Genomic DNA, 21,537 nt, shown 5'->3' on the forward strand with positions numbered 1-21,537 from the left:
ATTCGGGCGGATCGCGTGCGCGGCGCCCGGGGAGGTGGTTCCGGTGGATTCACGGCACCGCACGGGCCCGGACGGCGACGGGCAGCGGTCGGGCCGCGCCGACCTGACGGTGCGACCGGGCATCCGCGCGGTCGCGCGCGCGGCCGGAGTGTCGCCGACGACGGTGTCGCACACCTTCTCCGGCTCACGCGGCGTGCGCGCGGAGACGCGGGAGCGGGTGCTGCGCGCCGCCGCGACGCTCGGCTACACCCCGAACCGCGTCGCACAGGGGCTGCGGCGCCGACGGACCGGCGTGATCGGGCTCGCGAGCGACCGCATCGCGACGACGCCGTTCGCGGGCCGGATCGTGCAGGGCGCGCAGGAGGTCGCGAGCGAGCACGACCTCCTGCTGATGCTGGTCGACTCCGAGGGCGACCGGGAGCTGGAGTCCCGGCAGTTCCGCGCGCTCGCAGCGCAGCAGGTGGACGGCGTGCTGGTGGCGCGGATGTCGCATCAGGTCGTCGCCCGCCCTGAGAGAGTCGGCGAGCTCCCGGTCGCCCTGGCCGACGGTACGCCTGAGACGGGCTGGGCGGTCCCGGCGGTCGTGCCCGATGAGGAGGCGATCGCCGCGACGGCGGTGGATCGACTGATCGGCTCGGGGCATCGACGGCTGGCGTTCGTCAACGCCGACGACGACGCGCCGGCGGTGCACGGTCGGGCGTCCGGCTTCCGGGCGGCCCTGGAACGTGCCGGGATCGATCCTGCCGCCGCGATGACCCGATCGGAGGCATCGGACGCCGTCGGCGGCCGGCGAGCCGGCCGCATCCTGCTCGAGCGCGGGCCGCACGAGCGCCCGACCGCGATCTTCTGCTTCAACGACCAGATGGCGATGGGCGTCTACCAGGCAGCGGCCGCACTCGGACTCGCGGTGCCGACCGACGTGTCCGTGGTCGGCGTCGACGACCTCGAGCTGGTCTCCGCTGCGCTCGAGCCCGGCCTGACGACGATCGCGCTGCCGCACCGCGAGATGGGACGAGCCGGGATGCGCGCCCTGCTCGAGGTCATCGATCGGGGATCGGCATCGCCCGAGCCGGTGACGTCCCGGCTCACGTGCGACCTCGTCGAGCGCGGGTCGGTGGCATCACCGCCGGGCTGATCCCGCCCGCTCGACGGGTGCGACCGCGAGCGGCACGAGTTCGCCGTGGAGCCGGGTCGCGCCGTCGACGGACTCGACCGAGAAGCCGTTCGCGCCCGGCGCGCCGAAGACGAGGCTCGAGAGCGCGGCTTCGCCGTCGCCCGCGAACACCTCCACCGAGGAGGCGTCGACGATCACGTCCAGCGTCACGGAGCCGTCGGGTGCCGGGGTCACGGGCGCGGTCCGGACGGCCCGGTACGCGTCCGGCATGCTCGCAGCCGCGGCATCCGCGTCCCTGGCGAGGAACACCGTGGACGAGGCGAAGTCCACGCCGACCGTCGCGAACGCCCCGTCGCCCTCCCTGACCCGGAACCGCGCCTCACGGGCCGGGTCGGTCGGGTCGGGTGCGACGGTGACGCGGAGTCGGTACGCATCCGACGTCGGCTGCGGGATGGCACTCCCGACGCCGTCCGGGATCGTCTGCCCGGCGATCGCGCGGGCCGGGCCCTCGAGCTCGGCGAGTGCGTCCGTCGGCGAGGAACGGAGCTCCAGGTGCCCGCCCGAGTCGACCAGTCGGAGGTCGCGCACGACGGAGTCCGCTCCGCCGTGCCAGTCGTCGGTCGGCAGGTCGCCCGCGTACGCCCAGTTGTTCAGCCAGCCGATCGCCGATCGCGATGCGAGCCGCTCCTCCTCCGGCAGCCTGGGATCGTCCCACGTGACGGTCGCGTAGAAGTCGGATCCGCGATCGAGCCAGCGCGGTTCGGGCGCGTCGGCGACGAACGCCGTTCCGTCCCAGTCGCCCGTCCAGTACGCGGTTCCGGTCGTCATGCCGTACTGCTCGCCGTTCACTCCCGCGACGAGCACCCATCGCGTTCGCGACGGGTCCCCGTCGACCGACATCCGGAACAGGTCGGGGCACTCGAGGATCCCGAGGTCGTCGCGTTCGAACCCGGAGAGGTACTCCCAGTCGACGAGGTCCGGTGACGAGTAGAAGCCGATCTTGCGGCCCTCGGCGAGGACCATGAGCCACCTGCCGGCGTCCTCGTCCCACACGACCTTGGGGTCGCGCCAGTGCTCGGCGCCCGGATTCTCCATGACGGGATTCGCGTCGTGAGAGGCGAAGGTGTACCCGCCGTCGGTCGAGACGAACAGCGACTGGCGTTGGACGCCGTCGTGCTGCTGCGTGACCATCGCGATGACCGCATCCTCGCCGAACCCCGCGGTGTTCCCGGAGTCCACGATCGCGCTTCCGGTGAGGATGTCGCCGAGGCCGTTGCGGTACTTCTCGATCGCGACCCCCTCGTCACGCCAGTGGACGAGGTCCGTCGACGTCGCGTGGTACCACTCGGTGCCGTTCCCCTCCGGGTAGTCGGCGTTGTAGAGGTAGTAGTAGTGCCACCGGCCGTCCAGCCAGAAGGGGCGCTGCGGGTCGTTCATCCATCTCTCGGCGGGCGTGAGGTGCACGGCGGGGCGATACGGCGACCAGTCGGCCGGCCGCGTGAACTCCCGGCCGGCGGCGTCGGTCGCGGGCGTGGATGGCGCGTCGACCGTCGGTCGGTCGCCCGCGCCGCCGATCGCGGCGATCGCGGCGATCGCCATGACGGTTCCGGCGGCGAGGCTCACCGCGACGATCGTCGAGATCGCCACGACGGTCGGCCGCCGCGGACGACGCGCTCTCGCGCGCGCCGGGTCGGGTCGGGTCGAGCTGTTCATGATCCTCCGTGGCGTCGGCGCCGCCGGTCCGCGATCCGCCCCTGCGAGGCGGCCGTGGAGCCGGGCGGTGCGCCGTCGCGAGTCGTGTTCGGGGAGGAGCGCAGGCGCCACTCGAGGAATCGTCGGCAACGGTAGTGCGCTACAAAACGATTTGCAAATGATGTGGCGCCGAAGTTGGCCGTGGAAGCGCGACCATCCGCATCAGGCTGCTGATCTGCGAATTCGTATGCAAATGCACGCGAGTCGCAGCGCCTCGGTGACGCTTGACATCGTTGTCAGACTGCGCATAGGTTGCTGTGCGGGGGAGCACAGACGCCACGTTCTCGAGGATTCGCTCGATCCTGACCGCCACGGACCGACCACCAGGTCTCGCATCGGAGGCGAAGAACGTGAAGACACCACGCACGACATCACGCGGCCCGTGCCGCGCGCCGGATTCCGGCGGCGACCGCACGCGCGGCGACCGCGTCGAGGCGACCGCGCCGCACCACGACCTCCGGGCGATCGGCTGACGCCGAGCGCTCGGACCCGGTCGGGTGCCGTCGCGGCACCCGACCGAGCACGGCGGACACCCGTCCGCCGTGACCTCGACCGCGCGCCCATGGGACCCCGGGCCGATGCCCGCGGAGGAACGCGGTCGACCGTTCACCCTACGAAAGGCACGAACATGGCAACATCCACGCGGCGCATCATGCGCCCCCTCGCCGGAGGCCTCACCGCGGTCGCCGTGCTCGCAGGCGCGCTCGTCGCGGGCGCACCGGCGGCCGTCGCCGAGACCGGGCTCCAGCCCGGCCCCGAGCCGACGATCCACACCCAGGAGGCGTACGACCCCGAGTCCGACTTCACCGCGAAGTGGACCCGTGCCGACGCCCGACAGATCAAGCGGCTCTCGGACCCCGACGCGGGCTCGCGGGAGAACTCGATGCCGGCCTCGCTCACGATGCCGACGGTGCCCCAGGACTTCCCCGACATGTCGAACGGCGAGGTCTGGGTCTGGGACACGTGGCCGCTGACCGACGAGGACGGCAACCAGTACAGCGTCAACGGCTGGGAGGTCATCTTCTCGCTCGTGGCCGACCGCAGTCTCGGCTTCGACGAGCGGCACCACTACGCCAAGATCGGCTACTTCTACCGCCCGGCCGACGTTCCCGTCGACGAGCGTCCCGAGAACGGCGGATGGACGTACGGCGGCCTCGTCTTCGACGAGGGCGTGACCGGCGAGATCTTCGAGGACCAGTCGTTCACGCACCAGACCCAGTGGTCCGGGTCGGCGCGCATCTTCAAGGGCGGCGAGATCAAGCTGTTCTTCACGGACGTCGCGTTCTACCGCAACCCCGACGGCAGCAACATCAAGCCCTACGACCCGCGCATCGCGCTGAGCGTCGGCAAGGTGCACTCCAACAAGAACGAGGTGTTCTTCACCGGGTTCGACACGGTGCACGACCTGCTGCAGGCCGACGGCACCTACTACCAGACCGGCGAGCAGAACGAGTTCTTCAACTTCCGCGACCCGTTCACCTTCGAGGACCCGGACAACCCCGGCGAGACCTACATGGTGTTCGAGGGCAACACGGCCATGCCCCGTGAGGAGGCGTACTGCACGGAGGAGGACCTCGGCTACCGCGGGGGCGACCCCTACGCGGAGACGGTCGAGGAGGTCAACGCCTCGGGCGCGACCTACCAGATCGCGAACGTCGGCCTGGCGAAGGCGAAGAACGAGGAACTGACCGAGTGGGAGTTCCTGCCGCCGGTCCTCTCGGCGAACTGCGTCACCGACCAGACCGAGCGTCCGCAGTACGTGTTCAAGGACGGCAAGGCCTACCTCTTCACGATCAGCCACCGCGGCACCTACGCGGCGGGCATCGACGGTCCCGAGGGCGTCTACGCGTTCGTGGGCGACGGCATCCGCAGCGACTTCCAGCCGCTGAACCACGGATCCGGCCTGGCGCTCGGCAACCCGACGAACCTCAACTTCGCCGGCGGCCAGCCGTTCGCTCCCGACTACAACCAGCACCCGGGTCACTTCCAGGCGTACTCGCACTACGTGATGCCCGGCGGCCTGGTGCAGTCGTTCATCGACACGATCGGCACGCACGATGACTTCGTGCGCGGCGGCACGCTCGCGCCGACCGTGAAGATCGACCTCGACGGCGCCTCGTCGGCCGTGGACTACTCCTACGGCGACGGCGGTCTCGGCGGCTGGGCGGACATCCCGGCGAACATCGCCGTGAACCCCGGCGGCAAGGTCCAGTAGTACCGAACACGCGGGCGGGATGCGGCGCTCAGCATCGCCGCATCCCGCCCGCTCCGCCTCAGCCGGCGACCGTCACGAGGAGCTCACCCCCGTCGGTGACGCCGGCCGAGTTCTCCAGCTCGATCGCGTAGCGATGCTCGCCGGGCGACGCACCCGACACCGGGAACGAGAAGGTCCGCTCCGACTCGACGGTGCGGTACTCGCGGTCGACCACGCGGCCGTCCTCGAGCAGCCGGATCACCGTGGTCGGCTCGCCGACGCCCACCTTCACCTTGACGTCGAAGTCGCCGTCGGCGTCCGGGCCCTTGCGCGGGCCGGTGAGCGCCGAGACCTCGGCGGCGGGCGGCGCGGCGGTCGCGCCATCCGCCCCGGCCTCGCGGTACATCGCCCCGTGCATCGGCGTCACCGTGAGCGACTCGAGCCAGGCGTCGCCGCCCTCGGCCCAGAGCCCGATCGCGTCGGCGCCCGCATTCGGGAACGCCTGGTCGGTGATCGTCGTGCGGCCGCCGTCGGCGAACACCTCGACCGAGGCGCGGTCGACGTAGACGGTCAGCGCGAGCCTCCCGTCCGCCAGCGCGACCGGGGCGTCGTCGAACGACGCGAACGCCGGGTGGAAGCCCGTGTTCCCCGAGTCGCGGCGGTCGACGAAGAGGCGAGCGGATGCCGCGTCCCAGCCGATCCGCGTCGCCGTCTCGTCGTCGCCGAGGACGCTGAGGCCCACGGCGTCGGCGTCGCCCGGGGCGACGACCGCGTCGATCCGCACGACGTCGCCGGAGATGGGCAGCGTCTCCTCGCCGTCGGCGATCGGCCGTGCGCCATCCGTGTGGGCCGCATCGGGTCGCTCGAGCTCGGCGAACTCGGGCACGACGCGCTGCGCGAGCCGGGGCCCGCGATCGGTGCTGACGAGCTCGACGTCGCGGGGGAGCGCCATCGCGCTGCGCCACGAAACGGTCGGGATGTCGTTCGCGTAGTCCCAGTTGTTCATCCAGCCGAGCATGACCCGGCGGTCGTCGGGTGCGTTCGAGAACGACACGGTCGCGTAGTAGTCGCGTCCCCAGTCGAGCCAGTCGAAGCCCTCGATGCGCGGCGCGGCCGCGGCATCCGAGAACATGACCTGGTCGACGAGGACGTGGCCCCAGCCGAACCGGTTGTTGTCGATGACCCGAACGGAGGCCTCGCGGCCGGCGAACTCGGCGACATCCCAGCTCACCCAGTCGAGGTTCTCGCTGTTGCGGCCCGTGGCCGAGCGCACGATCTCGCCGTCGACCATGAGGTTCACCGAGGTCTCGTCGGAGCGCGGCGTCGCCGGCTCGGCGCCGAGCACCAAGTGGTCGACCGTCAGGTGGCCCCAGCCGCCCGTGGCGTCGTCGTGCACCTGGAACTGCGCCTCGCTCCCGGCGAGTTCCGAGACGTCCCACGACTGCCAGTTGAGCTGACCGGCCTCGGGGCCGGTCGCCGTGCGGACGACCGCGCCGTCGACGATCAGTCGCACCTCGAGCGTGCCGTTGAGCCGCTTGCCGCCGCCGACGAGGAAGGAGAGGTGATCCTCGCCGGGCTCGATCGTGAAGGCGGGCGACGTCAGGTCGCCGAGGTTGTCGTCGCCCTTCGGGCCGCCCTCCCAGGTGTTCAGGCGCTTCTGCCCGAGGTAGTAGTCGCCGCCCGCGGTCGACGGGTTGCGCCACGGCTCGGTCGCGAAGTCGCCCGTGACCTCCCAGCCGGTGTCGGCGAGGGTCGTGCCGTCGGCGAACTCGAACCCGTCGAACAGCAGGCGACCGGCGGGCGGCTCGTTGCCGAGCTGCGTGCCGTCGACGTGCGGGTGGTTGCCGCCGCCCACGAGGAGGTTGACGTGCTCCTGCTCGATTGTGAAGGCGGGGGATTCGAGCGTGCCGACGGGCCAGTCGCCGTCGTTGAAGCCGTTCACGAGCCCGGCGCCGACGAAGCCCGAGACCGGGTTCTGGCCGGGGAGCGTGCCGGTCGCGGGGGCGAGGCCCCACGGGCCGTCCTTCCCGTTGCCGGCCTCGTTCCCGACCGTCCAGTCGCCCCAGGTGCCGTCGTCGAACGAGGCGAAGACGTCGCCCGGCGGGAGCGCGTCATCCGTCACCGTGCTCTCGGAGGTGAACGTCGTGCCGTCGAACTCGCCGACGAAGTACTGGCCGCCCGAGCCGCCCGCGACGCTGCCGGGGTTGAGGTTCACGACCAGCACCCACTTGACGTTCTCCGGGTCGCCGTCGACCGCCATCGGGAACAGGTCGGGGCACTCCCAGATGCCGCCCGTCGCGTTCGCCGGGCCGAAGTCGCTGAGGTGGGTCCAGTTCTTCAGGTCGTCGCTGCGGTACATCACGACCTTGTACTCGAGCGCCTCGACCGCGACCATGACCCAGTACGACTCGCCCGTCTCGGGGTCGATATAGCGGATCACCTTCGGGTCGCGGAAGTTCGCGGACCTCCGGTCGAGCACGGGGTTGCCCTCGTACTTGGTCCAGGTCTGCCCGTCGTCGGTGCTGTAGGCGAGCGACTGCGCCTGGATGCCGGCGTGCGTCGGGTGCGCGGGCGTGTACGCGCTCGTGTAGATCGCGACCATCGCGGGGTCGTCGGCCGTGCCGAATCCGCTCGTGTTGTCCTCGTCGACGACGACCGAGCCCGAGAAGATGTCCTCGATCGCGACGCCGTCCTCATCGAAAGTCTGCGGGATCGCGACCGGCTGCTCCTCCCAGTGCACGAGGTCGCTGCTCGTCGCGTGGCCCCAGCTCATGTTGCCCCACCGGGTGCCGTACGGGTTGTGCTGGAAGAACAGGTGCCACGTGCCGTCGTCGTACACGAGGCCGTTGGGGTCGTTCATCCAGTTCTCCTCGGGGGAGAAGTGCAGGTACGGCCGGTACGGCTCGTCGGCCGGATCGGTCGCCGGTTCGGCCGCCACGGCAGAGACGCTGCCGACTGTCGCCATGGCTGCGACGGCCGCCACGGCCGCCCAGCCCCTCCATCTTGATACCGTCGTCATCGACTGGTTCGCCCTTCATCGCGCGCGTCACGCCAGTGGCAGTGACATCGTTGTCATGTGAACTGCCGTGGATGCTACGCAGTGTCCGGCGGACAATTCAAGCCCCGAGATCGGAGGCGCGAAAGGGCCAGGCCGGAGAGCCTTCCGGGGGGTGGATGGCGCGCCGGTGACGGGTGCAGGCTCCGCTACGCCCGCCTCCCGCTACGCGACGACCCGAGGTGCCTCCTCGACGGTGCGCAGCAGGGCGCCCTCGTGCCGCACGGTCGCGGCGGCGATCGTCATCGCCTCGTCGAGGGCACGCGTCCATTCCGCCGCCGTTCCGGGAAGGCCGTCCTGCGCGACGCGATGGACGACCGCGGCCAGGGTGGCGTCGCCCGCCCCCATCGTGTCGACGACCGGGCCCGGCAGCTGCACGATGCCGGCGCGCACGTCGAGATCGCGGTGATGCACGGCGGCGCCCTCGCGCCCCGCGGTCGCGAGCACCGCCGGCCCCTCGGCGTCGGCGCCGTACGCCACGGCGGTCCGGTCGGCCCGGTCGGCCCGGTGGTCGTCGCCGCCGCCCGAGGGTCCGGCCGAGGCGCGGAGCCGGTCGACGAACCGGGCCAGGGATTCGCCGGCGAGCAGCGCTGCGTCCTCGTCGCCGGCCTTCACGAGCAGCGAGCGCCCCGCCACCCGCTCGAAGTTCGCGAGGAATCGTTCGCGATCGCGCAGCATGCCCGCTCGCGGATTGCCGTCGACGACGAGCCGGCGCTCGGAGTCGTCGATCGCGCCGAGCAGGGCGTCGACCTGATCGTCGTCGTCGAACGGGAAGCAGCTGACGACCACGAGGTCGGCGTCGGAGAGCACGGTGCGGGTCGGTTCGGCGAACGAGAGCCGTCGATGCTGCGCCGCCGCGTTGAACTCGTACCGCGGTTCGCCGTCGGAGCGGTCGGAGACCGCTCGCGAGGTGCCGAGCGCCGACGGGCTCTCGACGAGGGCGACGCCGAACCCGGCGAGGAAGGCGCGGATGCGGGCCGCCGGCTCGTCGTCGCCGAGCATGGCGACGAGCGTGGTCCGTTCGCCGAGCAGCGAGAGGCCGACCGCCACGTTGAGCGCCGCGCCGCCCACGAACTCGCGCGATCCGGTCGGGTCGCGGAGCTCGTCGATGAGGGCGTCGCCGACGACGACGACGTGGGTGCGGTCGGGTGCGGAGTGCGACATCTCAGCCTTCCTGGCGGGGCGGGATCTCGCCCGACCCGCGTTCGATGAGGTGGGTGGGGACGATCGTGCGTCGTGCGGGGGAGTCGTCGCCGTCCAGGCGGGAGAAGACCCGGTCCGCGGCGATGCGGCCGATCTCCTGCGGGGACTGCGCGACCACGGTCACGCCGGGTTCGAGCAGGTCGCCGAGCGGGACGTCGTCGAATCCGACGAGCGCGACGTCGTGATGCCGGCCGAGTTCGCGCAGCGCGCGGATCGCGCCGATGGTCACGAGGTTCTGGCTCGAGAAGATCGCGGTCGGCGGCTGGTCGGATGCGAAGAGCCCGAGCGTGGCGAGACGCGCCGACTCCTCGTCGTGCAGGCCGTCGGCCATCGGGATGTCGCGGGTCGCGACGCCAGAACCGCCGAGCTCCTCGAGGAACCCGCGCCGGCGCTCCTGAGCGGTCTGGATCCCCGCGCGGTCGCCCAGGAAGGCGAGCCGCCGGTGCCCGTGCCGGAGCAGGTGACGGGTCGCGACCGCCGCGCCCTCGCGGTTGTCGCTCACGACCGTGTCGGAGCTCACGCCGGCGGGCTCCCGGTCGACGAAGACGACCGGGGTGCCGCGGCGGAGCTCGGGCGCGAGGTAGTGCTGGCTCTCGGAGATCGTGGTGAGGATGAGCCCGTCCACGCGCCGGCGCAGGAACGCGGACACCGCCTCCTGTTCGCGCTCGGGGTCGTCGTCGAGGCTCGATGCGAAGACCGCGACGCCCCGTGCGAGTGCGGCGTCCTCGATCGCGCGGTGCATCGCGCCGGCGAACGGGTTGTCGACGCTGCTGACGAGCAGCCCGAGCGTCCGCGTGCGGCCGTCAGCCCGACGCAGGTTGCCGGCGTGCAGATCGGGCTCGTAGTCCAGGGTGCGTGCCGCGGCGAGCACCTTGGCGGCGGTGGCCGGCGCGACGTTCGGCTCTCCGTTGATGACGCGCGAGACGGTCTTGATGCCGACGCCGGCGAGCGCGGCGACGTGCCGCATGGTGGGTCGGGCGCGAGCAGGATCCGGCGCCGGACCACCGGCTGACAACGGTGTCACGATTCGATCTCCAATGAGCGGGTTGATCTTGACTATACACATCGACTTCCGCTAGACCTGCTCTGACATCGTTGTCAAACGGGCGACGATGGCCCCCACACCAGGAGGAGATTCACCGATGAATCACGCACGCCCCGGCGCGTTCCGTCGCCGACTGCTCGTCGCCGGCTCGATCACCGCGACCGCCGCCCTCGCGTTCACCGGATGCGCCTCGCCGGGCGACGCCGGCGGCGCGAGCGACGAGGAGACGATCAGCGTCTCGCTCATCACCAAGACCGACACGAACCCGTTCTTCGTCGCCATGCAGCAGGGCGCCGAGGAGATCGCCGACGAGCTCGGCGTCGAGCTGACGCTCGCGGCCGGCTCCGAGGACGGCGACGAGGACTCGCAGATCCAGGCGATCGAGAACGCGATCTCGCGCGGCGACGCCGGCATCCTGATCACGCCGAACGGCCCGGCCGTCGAGGATGCCCTCGTCAAGGCCCGCGACGCCGGCCTCTACGTGATCGCGCTCGACACGCCGCCGTCCGACCCGGAGTCGGTCGACATCACCTTCGCGACCGACAACTACCTCGCCGGCCAGGAGATCGGCACGTGGGCCGCGGCGAAGCTCGGCGGCGAGAAGGCGACCATCGCGATGATCGACCTGTTCGACGACAAGGTCGTCTCGGTCGACGTCGCCCGCGACCAGGGCTTCCTCGACGGCATGGGCATCGACCTCGCCGACGAGACGAAGAACGGCGACGAGGCGGCGACCGGCGAGTACTCCGGCGGCGAGTACGAGATCGTCGGGAACGAGGCGTCGCAGGGCGCCGAGGACGGCGGCCGCACCGCGGCCGAGACCCTGCTCTCGCAGAACCCCGACATCAACGTCGTCTACACGATCAACGAGCCCGCGGCGTACGGCGCCTACGAGGCGTTCAAGGCCGCCGGCAGCACCGACGGCCTGATCGTCGTGTCGGTCGACGGCGGATGCGCCGGGGTCGACGCCGTGACCGAGGGCATCATCGGCGCGACGAGCCAGCAGTACCCGCTGAAGATGGCCGAACTCGGCGTGCAGGCGGTCTACGACCTCGTCACCACCGGCGAGACCCCCGAGGTCAGCGAGGGCCTCGACTTCTACAACACCGGCGTCGCGCTCGTCACCGACGACCCGCAGGACGGGGTCGAGTCGATCGACACCGCCGAGGCGAGCGAGATCTGCTGGGGCTGACCCGGTGACCGCGTGAGCGGTGCGGGCCGGCACGGATGACGCGCCCCCTCGTCGGCCGGACGCCGGCCCGCACCGCCCACCCCTCGATCCGCCTCTTCAGATCCATCCGAACGGAGCCCACGTGACTCAGCACACGACCGAGCCGCCCACATCGGCGCTCGACCTGGCCGAGGAGTTCCTCGACCGCAGCACACCGCTCAGCCGCATCCGCAACACGCTGCACCGGCATCCGGCGATCAGCCCGGCCATCGTCCTGGTGGTCGCCGTCATCGTGTTCGGCCTGCTGAACGAACGATTCCTCAACCCCACCAACCTCTCGCTCATCACGCAGCAGGTCGCGGTGGTCGGCACGCTCGCCGTCGCGCAGACGCTGATCATCCTCACGGCCGGCATCGACCTGTCGGTCGGCGCGGTCATGGTCCTGAGCTCCATGGTGATCGCGCAGACCACCGTGCAGATGGGCCTGCCCGCGGTCCTCGGACTGTTCCTCGGCCTGGTCGTCGGCATGGCGGCGGGCGCGCTCAACGGCGCCCTCGTGACTCGGCTCAAGCTGCCGCCGTTCATCGTGACGCTCGGCACGCTGAACATCTTCATCGCGCTCACGCTCCTCTACTCGGGCGGCGCGACCGTCCGCGGCGGGGAGATGCCCGAACTGCTGACCTGGACGGGTGCGATCTTCCCGGTGTTCGGCGTGAACATCACGGTCGGCGTGCTCATGATGCTCCTGCTCTACGTCGTCGTGTCGTTCGTCCTGCACAAGACGGCGTGGGGTCGTCACGTCTACGCGGTCGGCGACGACCGCGAGTCGGCGCGCCTCGCCGGCATCAGCGTGAACCGGGTGCTCATGAGCGTCTACCTCGCGGCGGGCGCGATCATCGCGATCGGCGCGTGGATCCAGATCGGCCGTTCCAACGCCGCATCGCCGAACGCTGGTGCCGACCTCAACCTCGACTCGATCACCGCCGTCGTGATCGGCGGCACGAGCCTCTTCGGCGGCCGCGGCACCGTCTGGGGCACCCTCCTCGGCGCCCTCATCGTCGGCGTGTTCCGCAACGGGCTCGCGCTGGCCGGGCTCGACGTGCTGTGGCAGACGTTCGCGGTCGGCGTGCTCATCGTGGTCGCCGTCTCGGTCGACCAGTGGATCAGGAAGGTACGAGCATGACCATCGACGAGTCCGTCGCGCAGGCTGCGACGACCGAGGACGGCCGGCAGCCGATCCTCCGAGCCCGCCGCCTCGTGAAGACCTTCGGCCGCGTCGTCGGCCTCGACGGGGTCAGCCTCGAGCTGTACCCGGGCGAGGTGCTCGCGGTGATCGGCGACAACGGCGCCGGCAAGTCCACGCTGATCAAGTGCCTGACCGGCGCAGAGATCCCCGACGAGGGTCAGATCTGGCTCGACGGACGGGAGGTCCACTTCAAGCGCCCGCAGGATGCCAGGGCCGCCGGCATCGAGACCGTCTACCAGAACCTCGCCGTCTCGCCGGCGCTGGACGTCGCCTCGAACCTCTACCTCGGGCGCGAGATCAGGAAGAAGGGCATTCTCGGCTCGGTGTTCCGGATGGTCGACCAGAAGGGCATGCGCCAGAGCGCGCGGCAGGAGCTGACCTCGCTCGGCATCTCGACGCTCCAGGACGTCTCGGTCGCGGTCGAGAACCTCTCGGGCGGCCAGCGCCAGGCCGTCGCCGTCGCGCGGGCCGCAGCGTTCGGGTCGAAGGTCGTCGTGCTCGACGAGCCGACGGCCGCGCTCGGGGTCCGCGAGTCGAACCAGGTGCTCGAGCTCATCATGAGCCTGCGCGACCGCGGCATCCCCGTCATCCTGATCTCGCACAACATGCCGCACGTGTTCGAGGTGGCCGACCGGATCCACGTGCAGCGTCTCGGCAAGCGCGCCGCGACGATCACGCCGCAGACGCACTCGATGACCGACGCCGTGGCGATCATGACCGGGGCGAGCACGGGATGAGCTGGTCGACGGGGGCCGGCCGGGTCGAGCTGGTGGCGGAGTTCACCGCCCGCCCCGGCGCCGAGGCCGAGGTGGAGGCGCTGCTGGCCGAGCTGACGACCGCGGTGCGGTCGGAACCCGGATGCCTCGTCTTCGACTCGTACGCGGTGACCGCGCCGCCGGTCGTCGCCGAGTCGGCCGCTGCGCCGATGCCCCGGGGGACGCGCTTCGTGGTGGTCGAGGCCTACCGCGACGGGGCCGCCTTCGAGGCGCACCTCGCCCAGCCGCACGGAGCACGGTTCAACGCCGCGCTGGCCCCGCTCATCCTCGAGCCGAACGGGTCGGTGCTCCGCTTCCTCCGACCGATCGCCGCGTAGCGGGTCGGGCCGGGGTCGCCGCGCGGGCGCGGCGACCCCGGCGTCCGACCGGCACCCGGGCAACGGAGCGGATCGCGTCGTCGCACGGTCGCGGCACGTGCGCGACGGTCGTACCCTCGGTCACAACGATCGGGCGCGGTCGGTCTCTGCTGGCGAGCGTCGGGTGCTCGTGGCGTCCGGCGCCGTGAGCGGCCACCGCGGCCGGCGACGGGATGGAGGGCACCATGCACGCAGGCGATGAGTCGAAGTTCGAGTACCCGGATGCCGCGGGCTATCCGGACGGCAGCGGAACGCTCGACGAGGGCACCGACGGTGCCGGAGGCGGCACGGAGGACACCGACCGCACGTCGGGCGGCGGTGGCGGCCGGCGCGCGGCATCCGGCGGACCCGCCGAGCCGACCGACGACGACAACCGAGCCCTGGTCGAGGAGGTGCGGGCCGACGCGCTGCGCCAGGTCGATCGCCCCTCGGTGGACTCCGAGTCGGAGATCGAGGTGCACCGCCGCGACGCTCGGGGCGTCTACGCCGCGACGCTCGAGGGCGTCGAGTTGGCGAGGGTCCGCTTCACGGTCGACGACGATCGCACGGTGATCGTCTCGACGTCGGTCGAGCCCGAGTTCCGCGGCCGAGGGATCGCCACCGACCTCATCGCCGATGTGCTCGACGATCTCCGCGAGCGCGGCGAGCGTCTGGTCGTCCGGTGTCCGGTCGTGTCCGCGTTCATCGAGCACAACCCGGAGTACTCCGACCTCGTGGAGCAGCGGTAGACCCTGCCCTGAGCTGACTCAGGCCCCGTCGAAGTCGATCCGCATCACCGCGCGTCGCGCCGTCGGGCGCAGCACCTCCGCGAGGCCCGCGCCGACGAACATCTCCGCCGTGCCGACATGCAGCTCGTCGGAGATCGTGTTCGCCGGGTCGATCGGATACGCCTCGAGCGCCCGGGCCCCGCGGCTGCGGGCGTGGTCGACGGCCGCCTGCGCGAGGGCGCTCGCGATGCCCTGCCGCCGGTGGCCGCGCCGCGTCACGAGGCACGTGATCGCCCACACCGTGGCATCCGCCGGGTCTTCGTCGCGCCCCTCCCACGGCACCCGCTGGTTGCGCACCATGCCGTGGTAGGCCGGCCGCGGCTCGACCGCGCACCACCCGACGGGCTCGCCGTCGAGGTAGGCGACGAGGCCGGATGTCTCGGGCGCCCCCGGTTCGCCCGCGTGCGTCTGCTCGCGCAACCGCTCCGCCCGCTCCTCGGCGGGGAACCTCGCGAACGCCTCACCGCGATCCAGCTTGTACCGCTGGCACCAGCACCGACGTGACGCTCCCACGCTGCCGAGCACGGCCTCGAGGTCGGCCCACGGTGCCTCGTTCGCGGGGATGCACACGATGCCGTCGGGTTCCATGGGTCGAGTCTGGCCCGATCCGGCCGGTTCGGCGAGGCCTTCGCGTCCGTTGGGCGGTCCGGATCACCTCGGACGGGGCCGGCCCGGGTGCCGCCGCGGGATGTCGGACTCGTCGAGCCCGGATCCGGCGGGCATCGGCGCCCGCAGCACGCTCGCCAGGTGTGCGTCGAGCTCGAGCCCGATGTCGATCGCGTCGGGGTCGTAGCCCCATTGCAGCTGCAGGCCGTCCCAGAGCGCGACCAGGTGGATCGCCTCGGCGTGCGGGTCCACGTCGGGGAGCGTCGCGCCGCGGGCGGCGGCGCGCTGCACCACGTTCTCGAAGACGCGGACGGCGCGGGAGAACCGCTCGCGGAAGTACTCGTGGGCGGGATGGCTCGGCACGACCGCCTCGGTCGACAGCACCGCGTAGATGCTGATGAGGCCGGGCTCGGTGCGCGCGTCGCGGCTCGCGGTCGGGCCGATGCCGCGGAGCGCGCGGACCGGGTCGTCGTCGGCGTCGGCCTCGCGCGCCGCCATCGTCGCGTCGCGGTGCGCGAGCACGGCGGCCAGCAGCGCCTCCTTGCTGCCGAAGTGGTGCAGCAGGGTCGAGGCGTTCACGCCGACGGAGGCAGCGATGTCGCGCAGGTTCGCGCCGTGGTAGCCGTCGCGAGCGAAGATCGCCGTGGCCTGCTCGATGATGGCGGCACGGCGCCGGCGTCCGACCGCGTACCCGTGTTCGTCGACGGATTCCTCGACGAACACGGTGGACAGCGGGATCGCCGCGACGTCGTCGACCGGGCCCGCGACCGGCGCGCGGCCGCGAAGGCGGGCGATGCGACGGGCGAGCGCCTCTGGCACGTCGACCTCGTCGGGCAGGTAGCGCGAGATGACCTGGAGCCCGTCCCACGCCGCGTTGAGGCGTCGCGCCTCGCCGTCGACGTCGAGGTCGGCGACGAGTTCGCCGCGGTCGCGCGCCTCTCGAAGCATCGAGGCCGCGACGGACTGCAACTCCGCGTCGCGGGCGCGGAAACGCTCGTGGGCCGGGTGCTCCGGCAGCGTGGCGGCGCCGGCGAGCACGGTGAACAACTCGACGTATCCGGGGATGTCGCGGCCCGCGCGGGCGATCTCGTCGATGAGGTCGAGGTCGGGGTCCCTGCCCTCGAGCGCCTCCCGGAGGTCGTTCTCGAAGTCCTCGACGACCGCGTCGAGCAGGGCGTCCATCGAGCCGAAGAGGTTCCGCACGGTGGGATGGCTCACCCCCGCGGCGGCCGCGATGTCGCGCATGGAGACCGCGCCGAACCCGCGCGAGGCGAAGAGGTCGCGCGCCGACGCCAGGACCCGGCGCCGCGTCGTCGCCGCCCGACCGGCGCGGGTCGCGTGTTCGATGGCCACCTCGCCCCCTTCCCGGCACTCAATCTACCAGTCATTCGAATTTGACTTTCCAATCGTTTGATTTTGAGTTACGGTGTCTGCCGAGAGCCGATCGGCTCGGTACGAAGGAGTACGCATGACAGAGTCGTCCACCGCCGCCCGGTCGCCGCTCGACGCGACCGCCGCCCCCGCGGCATCCGCCCAGGCGCTCGCCGCAGGTGCCGCCGGCGCCCCCGCCGGCACCCCCGCCGGCACCCCGGCCGGCACCTCCGCCCCGCAGCGCACGCCCCGCGGCTACACCCCCGCCCTCGCCGGCGCGAACTTCGGGATCTACCTGGCGCTGCTGACCCCGGTGCTCGTGTCGATGGCGTTCAAGATCCAGCACATCTCGCCGTCGGCCGAGGCCGCGACCGCCTCGCTCGGCCTGATCATGGGCGTCGGCGCGCTGTTCGCGATGATCGCGAACCCGCTCGTCGGGCGCCTCTCCGACCGCACGACCTCGCGCTTCGGCATGCGCCGACCGTGGATCGTCGGCGGCTCGCTGGTCGGCCTCCTCTCCTTCGCGCTCATCGGCGCCGCCACCGACGTGTGGATGGTCTTCCTCGGCTGGTGCCTCGTGCAGGTCTCGATGAACGCCGTGCTCGCCGCGGCGAACGCGACCCTGCCCGACCAGGTGCCGACCGACCGGCGCGGCCGCGTCTCCGGCATCATCGGCCTGACGACCCCGCTCGGCATCCTCGGCGGCAGCGTGCTCGTGAACTTCCTCGCCGACGACTTCACGCGCTTCGTCGTGCCCGCCGCGATCGCGACGCTGCTCGCCGTGCTCTTCGCGCTCGTCCTGAAGGACCGCGTGCTCACCGAGAAGCCCGCAGAGCGCTACACCATGCGCCAGTTCCTCGGCTCGTTCGTCTTCAACCCCGCGAAGCACCCCGACTTCGGCTGGACGTGGCTCACCAAGTTCATGGTGATGTTCGGCTACGCCGGCGTCGCCACCTTCCTCCCGCTCTACCTCACCGAGAAGTTCCAGCTCGCCGAGCAGGAGGCGATCACCACCATCCTGATCAGCAACCTCGCGGCCATGGGGGCGATGGCCGTCTCCGGCCCGATCGGCGGCATGCTCTCCGACCGCATCGGCAAGCGACGCCCGTTCGTCGCCCTCGCGGGCGTCGTGATGGTCGTCGGCCTCGTGATGCTCGCGTTCGCCCCCAGCATCGAGGTGCTCATCCTCGGCCAGGCGATCATCGGCCTCGGCGCCGGTTCCTTCTTCTCGGTCGACCTCGCCCTCGCGACCGAGGTGCTGCCGAACCCCGACGACACCGCCAAGGACCTCGGCGTGCTCAACATCGCCAACGCGCTGCCGCAGTCGATCGCCCCCGCGATCGCGCCGGCGATCATCGCGGCGGGCGCGAGCACGGCGATCGGCGGCTACGCCACGTTCTACCTCGTGGGTGCTGCGGTCGCCCTCGCCGGTGCCGTCCTCGTCTACCGCATCACGGGGGTGAAGTGAGATGACCGACCTCGTCGAGACCACAGCGGATGCCGCGGCCGCGGCCGTCCCCGATGACGCCGTCGATCGCCGCTACCTCGATCGCCACCTCCCGGTCGCCGACCGTGTCGAGATCCTGCTCGCGCAGATGACGCTCGAGGAGAAGGCGGGACTCTTCTTCCAGACGATGATCACGATGGGCGAGGACGGCTCCCTCGCCGAGGCCGACCCCGCGTTCGGCCTGCCGTCGAACGTCGAGTACGTCGAGGCCCGCCTGATGAACCACTTCAACATCCTGCAGGCGGCCTCCACGCCCGCGGCGATGGCCGAGTGGCACAACCGGCTCCAGGAGCTCGCGGCGGGCACCCGCCTCGGCATCCCGGTCACGATCTCGACCGATCCGCGGCACTCGTACAGCGACAACCCGCTCGCCGGCCTGCTCACCGGCGCGTTCTCGACCTGGCCCGAGACGCTCGGGCTCGCGGCGATCCGCGACGAGGAGCTCGTCGAGCAGTTCGGCGACATCGCGCGCCAGGAGTACACGGCGGTCGGCATCCGCGTCTCGCTGCACCCGCAGGTCGACCTCGCGACCGAGCCGCGCTGGTCGCGGCAGCTCGCGACGTTCGGCGAGGACCCGGAACTGACCTCGCGCCTCGGCGCCGCGTACGTCCGCGGCTTCCAGGGCGCCGAGTTCGGCGAGGACTCGGTCTCGACGATGACGAAGCACTTCCCGGGCGGCGGGCCGCAGCTGGACGGCGAGGACCCGCACTTCGCGTACGGGCGCGAGCAGGTCTACCCGGGCGGTGCGTTCGAGACCCACCTGAAGCCCTTCGAGGCGGCGTTCGAGGCCGGAACCCGCCAGATCATGCCGTACTACGGCATGCCCGTCGGCACCGAGCACGAGGAGGTCGGCTTCGGCTTCAACAGGTCCGTCATCACCGGGCTGCTGCGCGAACGCTACGGTTTCGACGGCATCGTGTGCACCGACTGGGGCCTCATCACCGACGGCGAGATCTTCGGCCAGCCGTTCCCCGCTCGCGCGTGGGGCGTCGAGCACCTGAGCCCGCGCGAGCGCATGGTCACGGTCATCGAGGCCGGTGCCGACCAGTTCGGCGGCGAGGCGAACCCCGAACTGCTCGTCGACCTGGTCCGCTCGGGCGAGATCGCCGAGGAGCGGCTGGACGTCTCGGCGAGACGCATCCTTCGCGAGAAGTTCGCGCTCGGCCTCTTCGACGACCGACGCTACGTCGACGTCGAGCGCGCGACGCGCGTCGTCGGTGCGCCCGAGTTCGTCGCAGCGGGCGAGCAGGCGCAGCGCCTGTCCCTCACGGTGCTGACGAACACGACGCAGCCGGGCGCGGGTGCGGATGCCGCGCCGACCCTTCCGCTCGCGCGCGGCGTGCGCGTCTACGTCGAGGGGGTCGACGAGTCGATCGCCGCCGAGTACGGCACCGTCGTCGCGACCCCGGCCGAGGCGGATGTCGCGATCCTGCGCATCCAGGCCCCGTTCGAGCAGCGCGCCACGATGTTCGAGAACTTCTTCCACGCGGGCTCGCTCGACTACGCCGAGGAGTTCGTGGCGCACGTCCGGGAGGTCGCGGCCAACGTGCCGACGGTCGTCGACGTGTTCCTCGACCGTCCGGCGATCCTGACGCCGTTCGCCGACGACGTCGCCGCGCTCGTCGCGAACTACGGCGCGAACCCGCGCGCGGTGCTCGACGTGCTCTTCGGCGAGGCGACGCCGAAGGGTCGCCTGCCGTTCGACCTGCCGCGCAGCATGGCCGCCGTCGAGGCGAACCGGCCCGACGTGCCGTTCGACACGGAGGATCCGCTGTTCCGCTTCGGACACGGCCTCGACCTGGGCTGAGCGTCGGGCGGGCGCCGCAGCTGGGACCGCTGCGGTGCCCCGCCGGCGCTCAGCCCCGTCGTCGCCGCGCGATGCCGACGCCGATGAGCACGAGCCCGGCGACGACGACGATGGGACCGATCGTCGCCCACAGCGATGAGCCGCTCATCACCGACCCGCCCAGGATGCCGAACCCCTGCAGGGTCCAGACCAGCCCGACCACGCTGACCACCGCGCCGGAGACGATGAAGGCCCGGTGACCCTTCACAGCTTGTAGCCGATCGCGCGCAGGAGGTCCCGGCGTTCGGCGATGTCCTGCTCGGTCTCGACGCCGACCGGCGGCTCGCCGTCGATCACCCCGGTCACGCCGCGTCCGGCCGCGGTGACGGCCACGAGGACCTGCACCGGGTTCGCCGTGGCGCAGAAGATCGAGCACACCTCCGGCACCGCCTTGACCTGGTTGAGCACGTTCACCGGGAACCCCTCGCGCAGCATGATCACGAAGCAGTGCCCGGCGCCGACCGCCGTCGCCGCCGCGACCGCCAGATCCTCCAGGGCGGGGTCGTTGCCGGTGCGCCGGACGAGCCGTGCGCCAGAGGCCTCGCAGAACGCGATCCCGAACCTCAGGGTGCCGCCGACGCCGACGAGCGCCTCGTGCAGGTCCTCGACGGTCTTGATGAAATGGGACTGACCGACGATGACGTTGACGTCATCCGGTTTCTCCAGCGGCACGACCTCGATGTCGATCATCGCCGACCCCCTTCGACGCCGTCAGCATAGACCCGGCACAGCGTTCCGGCGAGCCTCCGACCGGCCCCGGGGGTACGCTCCACACGTGGCCCCGACACCAGTGCCCGGCGCGGCCGTGACGCAGTTCGCGGTCCTCGACGCGCTGCTCGCGGGGGCCTACGAGTCGGGCCTGCGGGTCGGCGACGCGTGCGCGCTCGGCGACTTCGGGCTCGGCTGCGTCGAGCAGCTCGGCGGCGAGGTCGTGATCCTCGACGCGGCGGCGATCGAGTGCACGCTCGACGGACCGCCGGCCGTGATGCGCATGGACGAGACCCTCCCGTTCGCGATCGTCTGCCGGTTCCCCGACGTGGCGGCGGTCGACGTGCGCGACCGGGACCCGGCCGGCTTCGCGGCATCCGTCGACGACGCGCTCACGAGCCGGAACCTGTTCCACGCCGTCCGGTTCGACGGAGTGCTCTCGGAGGTCCGCGTCCGGGTGACGCCGCGCCAGCGGCATCCGCTCCCGCCGCTCGCGGAGGTCGCCGAGCACCAGGTCGAGACGGTGGCGACCGGCATCCGCGGCACGCTCGTGGGGTTCTGGACGCCCGCGATCTACCAGGGCATCGCGGTCGCCGGGCTGCACCTCCACTTCCTCAGCGACGATCGGACGCTCGGCGGTCACGTGCTCGACGTCGCGGTCGAGGCGGGGCGGCTGCGCGTGGCGGCCTTCGCTCGCTTCGACCTGCGGCTGCCGACCGACGAGCTGTTCCTGCGCACCGAGCTCACGCACGCCGAGGACCACCGCATCGTCGCCGTCGAGGGCGGCGGAGCGACGTCGTGAGTGCCGGATCAGGCTGAA

Annotated in this window: 19 protein-coding genes; 11 read left to right on the forward strand and 8 right to left on the reverse strand. The window is 71.6% G+C overall.

Annotation, left to right across the window (positions count from 1 at the left end; translation table 11 throughout):
- The first annotated feature begins 43 nt into the window (after positions 1-43).
- The gene (locus ACULK2_RS03820; protein ID WP_445968894.1) at positions 44-1,135 is read left to right on the forward strand and encodes a LacI family DNA-binding transcriptional regulator; all 1,092 of its coding nucleotides are present in this window, start codon (positions 44-46) and stop codon (positions 1,133-1,135) included.
- Here the strand turns inward: ACULK2_RS03820 and ACULK2_RS03825 are convergent.
- Entirely contained in the window at positions 1,121-2,827 is a 1,707-nt protein-coding gene (locus ACULK2_RS03825) for a glycoside hydrolase family 32 protein (protein ID WP_445968893.1), read from the reverse strand. The genes ACULK2_RS03820 and ACULK2_RS03825 overlap by 15 nt on opposite strands.
- Before the next feature lie 389 nt (positions 2,828-3,216).
- Between ACULK2_RS03825 and ACULK2_RS03830 the strand changes: the two genes are divergently transcribed.
- On the forward strand, positions 3,217-3,339 hold the full coding sequence (locus ACULK2_RS03830) for a hypothetical protein (RefSeq protein ID WP_501044956.1): 123 nt from the start codon (positions 3,217-3,219) through the stop codon (positions 3,337-3,339).
- A gap of 155 nt (positions 3,340-3,494) precedes the next feature.
- On the forward strand, positions 3,495-5,081 hold the full coding sequence (locus tag ACULK2_RS03835) for a glycoside hydrolase family 68 protein (protein WP_445968892.1): 1,587 nt from the start codon (positions 3,495-3,497) through the stop codon (positions 5,079-5,081).
- A 58-nt stretch (positions 5,082-5,139) separates the two neighbouring features.
- On the opposite strand, the gene ACULK2_RS03840 is transcribed toward ACULK2_RS03835, so the two are convergent.
- The 3 genes from ACULK2_RS03840 to ACULK2_RS03850 form a co-directional block, all read right to left on the reverse strand.
- Entirely contained in the window at positions 5,140-8,025 is a 2,886-nt protein-coding gene (locus ACULK2_RS03840) for a GH32 C-terminal domain-containing protein (protein ID WP_445969069.1), read from the reverse strand.
- Between the two features lie 255 nt (positions 8,026-8,280).
- Positions 8,281-9,279 (reverse strand): PfkB family carbohydrate kinase, encoded by a 999-nt coding sequence (locus ACULK2_RS03845; RefSeq protein ID WP_445968891.1) that lies wholly within the window; start codon positions 9,277-9,279, stop codon positions 8,281-8,283.
- Position 9,280: 1 nt separating this feature from the next.
- Positions 9,281-10,285 carry a LacI family DNA-binding transcriptional regulator gene (locus tag ACULK2_RS03850; RefSeq protein ID WP_445968890.1) on the reverse strand — a complete coding sequence of 335 codons (1,005 nt, stop codon included), beginning with the start codon at positions 10,283-10,285 and terminating at the stop codon, positions 9,281-9,283.
- A 175-nt stretch (positions 10,286-10,460) separates the two neighbouring features.
- On the opposite strand from ACULK2_RS03850, the gene ACULK2_RS03855 reads away from it, so the two are divergent.
- The 5 genes from ACULK2_RS03855 (at position 10,461) to ACULK2_RS03875 (ending at position 14,640) form a co-directional block, all read left to right on the forward strand.
- Positions 10,461-11,555: a substrate-binding domain-containing protein gene (locus ACULK2_RS03855; RefSeq protein ID WP_445968889.1), complete on the forward strand. Its 1,095-nt coding sequence runs from the start codon at positions 10,461-10,463 to the stop codon at positions 11,553-11,555.
- 121 nt (positions 11,556-11,676) lie between these two features.
- Positions 11,677-12,717: an ABC transporter permease gene (locus ACULK2_RS03860; protein WP_445968888.1), complete on the forward strand. Its 1,041-nt coding sequence runs from the start codon at positions 11,677-11,679 to the stop codon at positions 12,715-12,717.
- Positions 12,714-13,517 (forward strand): ATP-binding cassette domain-containing protein, encoded by an 804-nt coding sequence (locus ACULK2_RS03865; protein WP_445968887.1) that lies wholly within the window; start codon positions 12,714-12,716, stop codon positions 13,515-13,517. The genes ACULK2_RS03860 and ACULK2_RS03865 overlap by 4 nt, the downstream gene beginning before the upstream one ends.
- Complete coding sequence (locus tag ACULK2_RS03870; RefSeq protein WP_445968886.1) at positions 13,514-13,873, forward strand: putative quinol monooxygenase; 360 nt, start codon at positions 13,514-13,516, stop codon at positions 13,871-13,873. Before ACULK2_RS03865 ends, ACULK2_RS03870 begins: the two co-directional genes overlap by 4 nt.
- 224 nt (positions 13,874-14,097) lie before the next feature.
- Positions 14,098-14,640, forward strand: a complete 543-nt coding sequence (locus ACULK2_RS03875) for a GNAT family N-acetyltransferase (protein ID WP_445968885.1) — start codon at positions 14,098-14,100, stop codon at positions 14,638-14,640.
- Positions 14,641-14,658: 18 nt separating this feature from the next.
- Here ACULK2_RS03875 and ACULK2_RS03880 read toward each other — a convergent pair whose 3' ends face one another.
- Both ACULK2_RS03880 and ACULK2_RS03885 read right to left on the reverse strand, forming a co-directional pair.
- A complete protein-coding gene (locus ACULK2_RS03880; RefSeq protein WP_445968884.1) occupies positions 14,659-15,267 on the reverse strand; it encodes a GNAT family N-acetyltransferase in 609 nt (202 codons plus the stop codon).
- 63 nt (positions 15,268-15,330) lie between these two features.
- Positions 15,331-16,638 carry a TetR/AcrR family transcriptional regulator gene (locus ACULK2_RS03885; RefSeq protein WP_445968883.1) on the reverse strand — a complete coding sequence of 436 codons (1,308 nt, stop codon included), beginning with the start codon at positions 16,636-16,638 and terminating at the stop codon, positions 15,331-15,333.
- Between the two features lie 115 nt (positions 16,639-16,753).
- On the opposite strand from ACULK2_RS03885, the gene ACULK2_RS03890 reads away from it, so the two are divergent.
- Together ACULK2_RS03890 and ACULK2_RS03895 are read left to right on the forward strand one after the other, a co-directional pair.
- Positions 16,754-18,124: an MFS transporter gene (locus ACULK2_RS03890; RefSeq protein WP_445968882.1), complete on the forward strand. Its 1,371-nt coding sequence runs from the start codon at positions 16,754-16,756 to the stop codon at positions 18,122-18,124.
- 1 nt (position 18,125) lies between these two features.
- The gene (locus ACULK2_RS03895; protein ID WP_445968881.1) at positions 18,126-19,970 is read left to right on the forward strand and encodes a glycoside hydrolase family 3 protein; all 1,845 of its coding nucleotides are present in this window, start codon (positions 18,126-18,128) and stop codon (positions 19,968-19,970) included.
- A gap of 49 nt (positions 19,971-20,019) precedes the next feature.
- Here the strand turns inward: ACULK2_RS03895 and ACULK2_RS03900 are convergent, their stop codons facing one another.
- Together ACULK2_RS03900 and ACULK2_RS03905 are read right to left on the reverse strand one after the other, a co-directional pair.
- Complete coding sequence (locus tag ACULK2_RS03900) at positions 20,020-20,217, reverse strand: hypothetical protein (protein WP_445968880.1); 198 nt, start codon at positions 20,215-20,217, stop codon at positions 20,020-20,022.
- On the reverse strand, positions 20,214-20,699 hold the full coding sequence (locus ACULK2_RS03905) for an adenosine-specific kinase (RefSeq protein ID WP_445968879.1): 486 nt from the start codon (positions 20,697-20,699) through the stop codon (positions 20,214-20,216). The genes ACULK2_RS03900 and ACULK2_RS03905 overlap by 4 nt, the downstream gene beginning before the upstream one ends.
- Before the next feature lie 85 nt (positions 20,700-20,784).
- Here ACULK2_RS03905 and budA point away from each other — a divergent pair, with 85 nt between their 5' ends.
- A complete protein-coding gene (gene budA, locus ACULK2_RS03910; RefSeq protein WP_445968878.1) occupies positions 20,785-21,519 on the forward strand; it encodes an acetolactate decarboxylase in 735 nt (244 codons plus the stop codon).
- The last annotated feature ends 18 nt before the right edge of the window (positions 21,520-21,537 follow it).

This window comes from Agromyces molybdatiresistens (genome assembly GCF_052748445.2).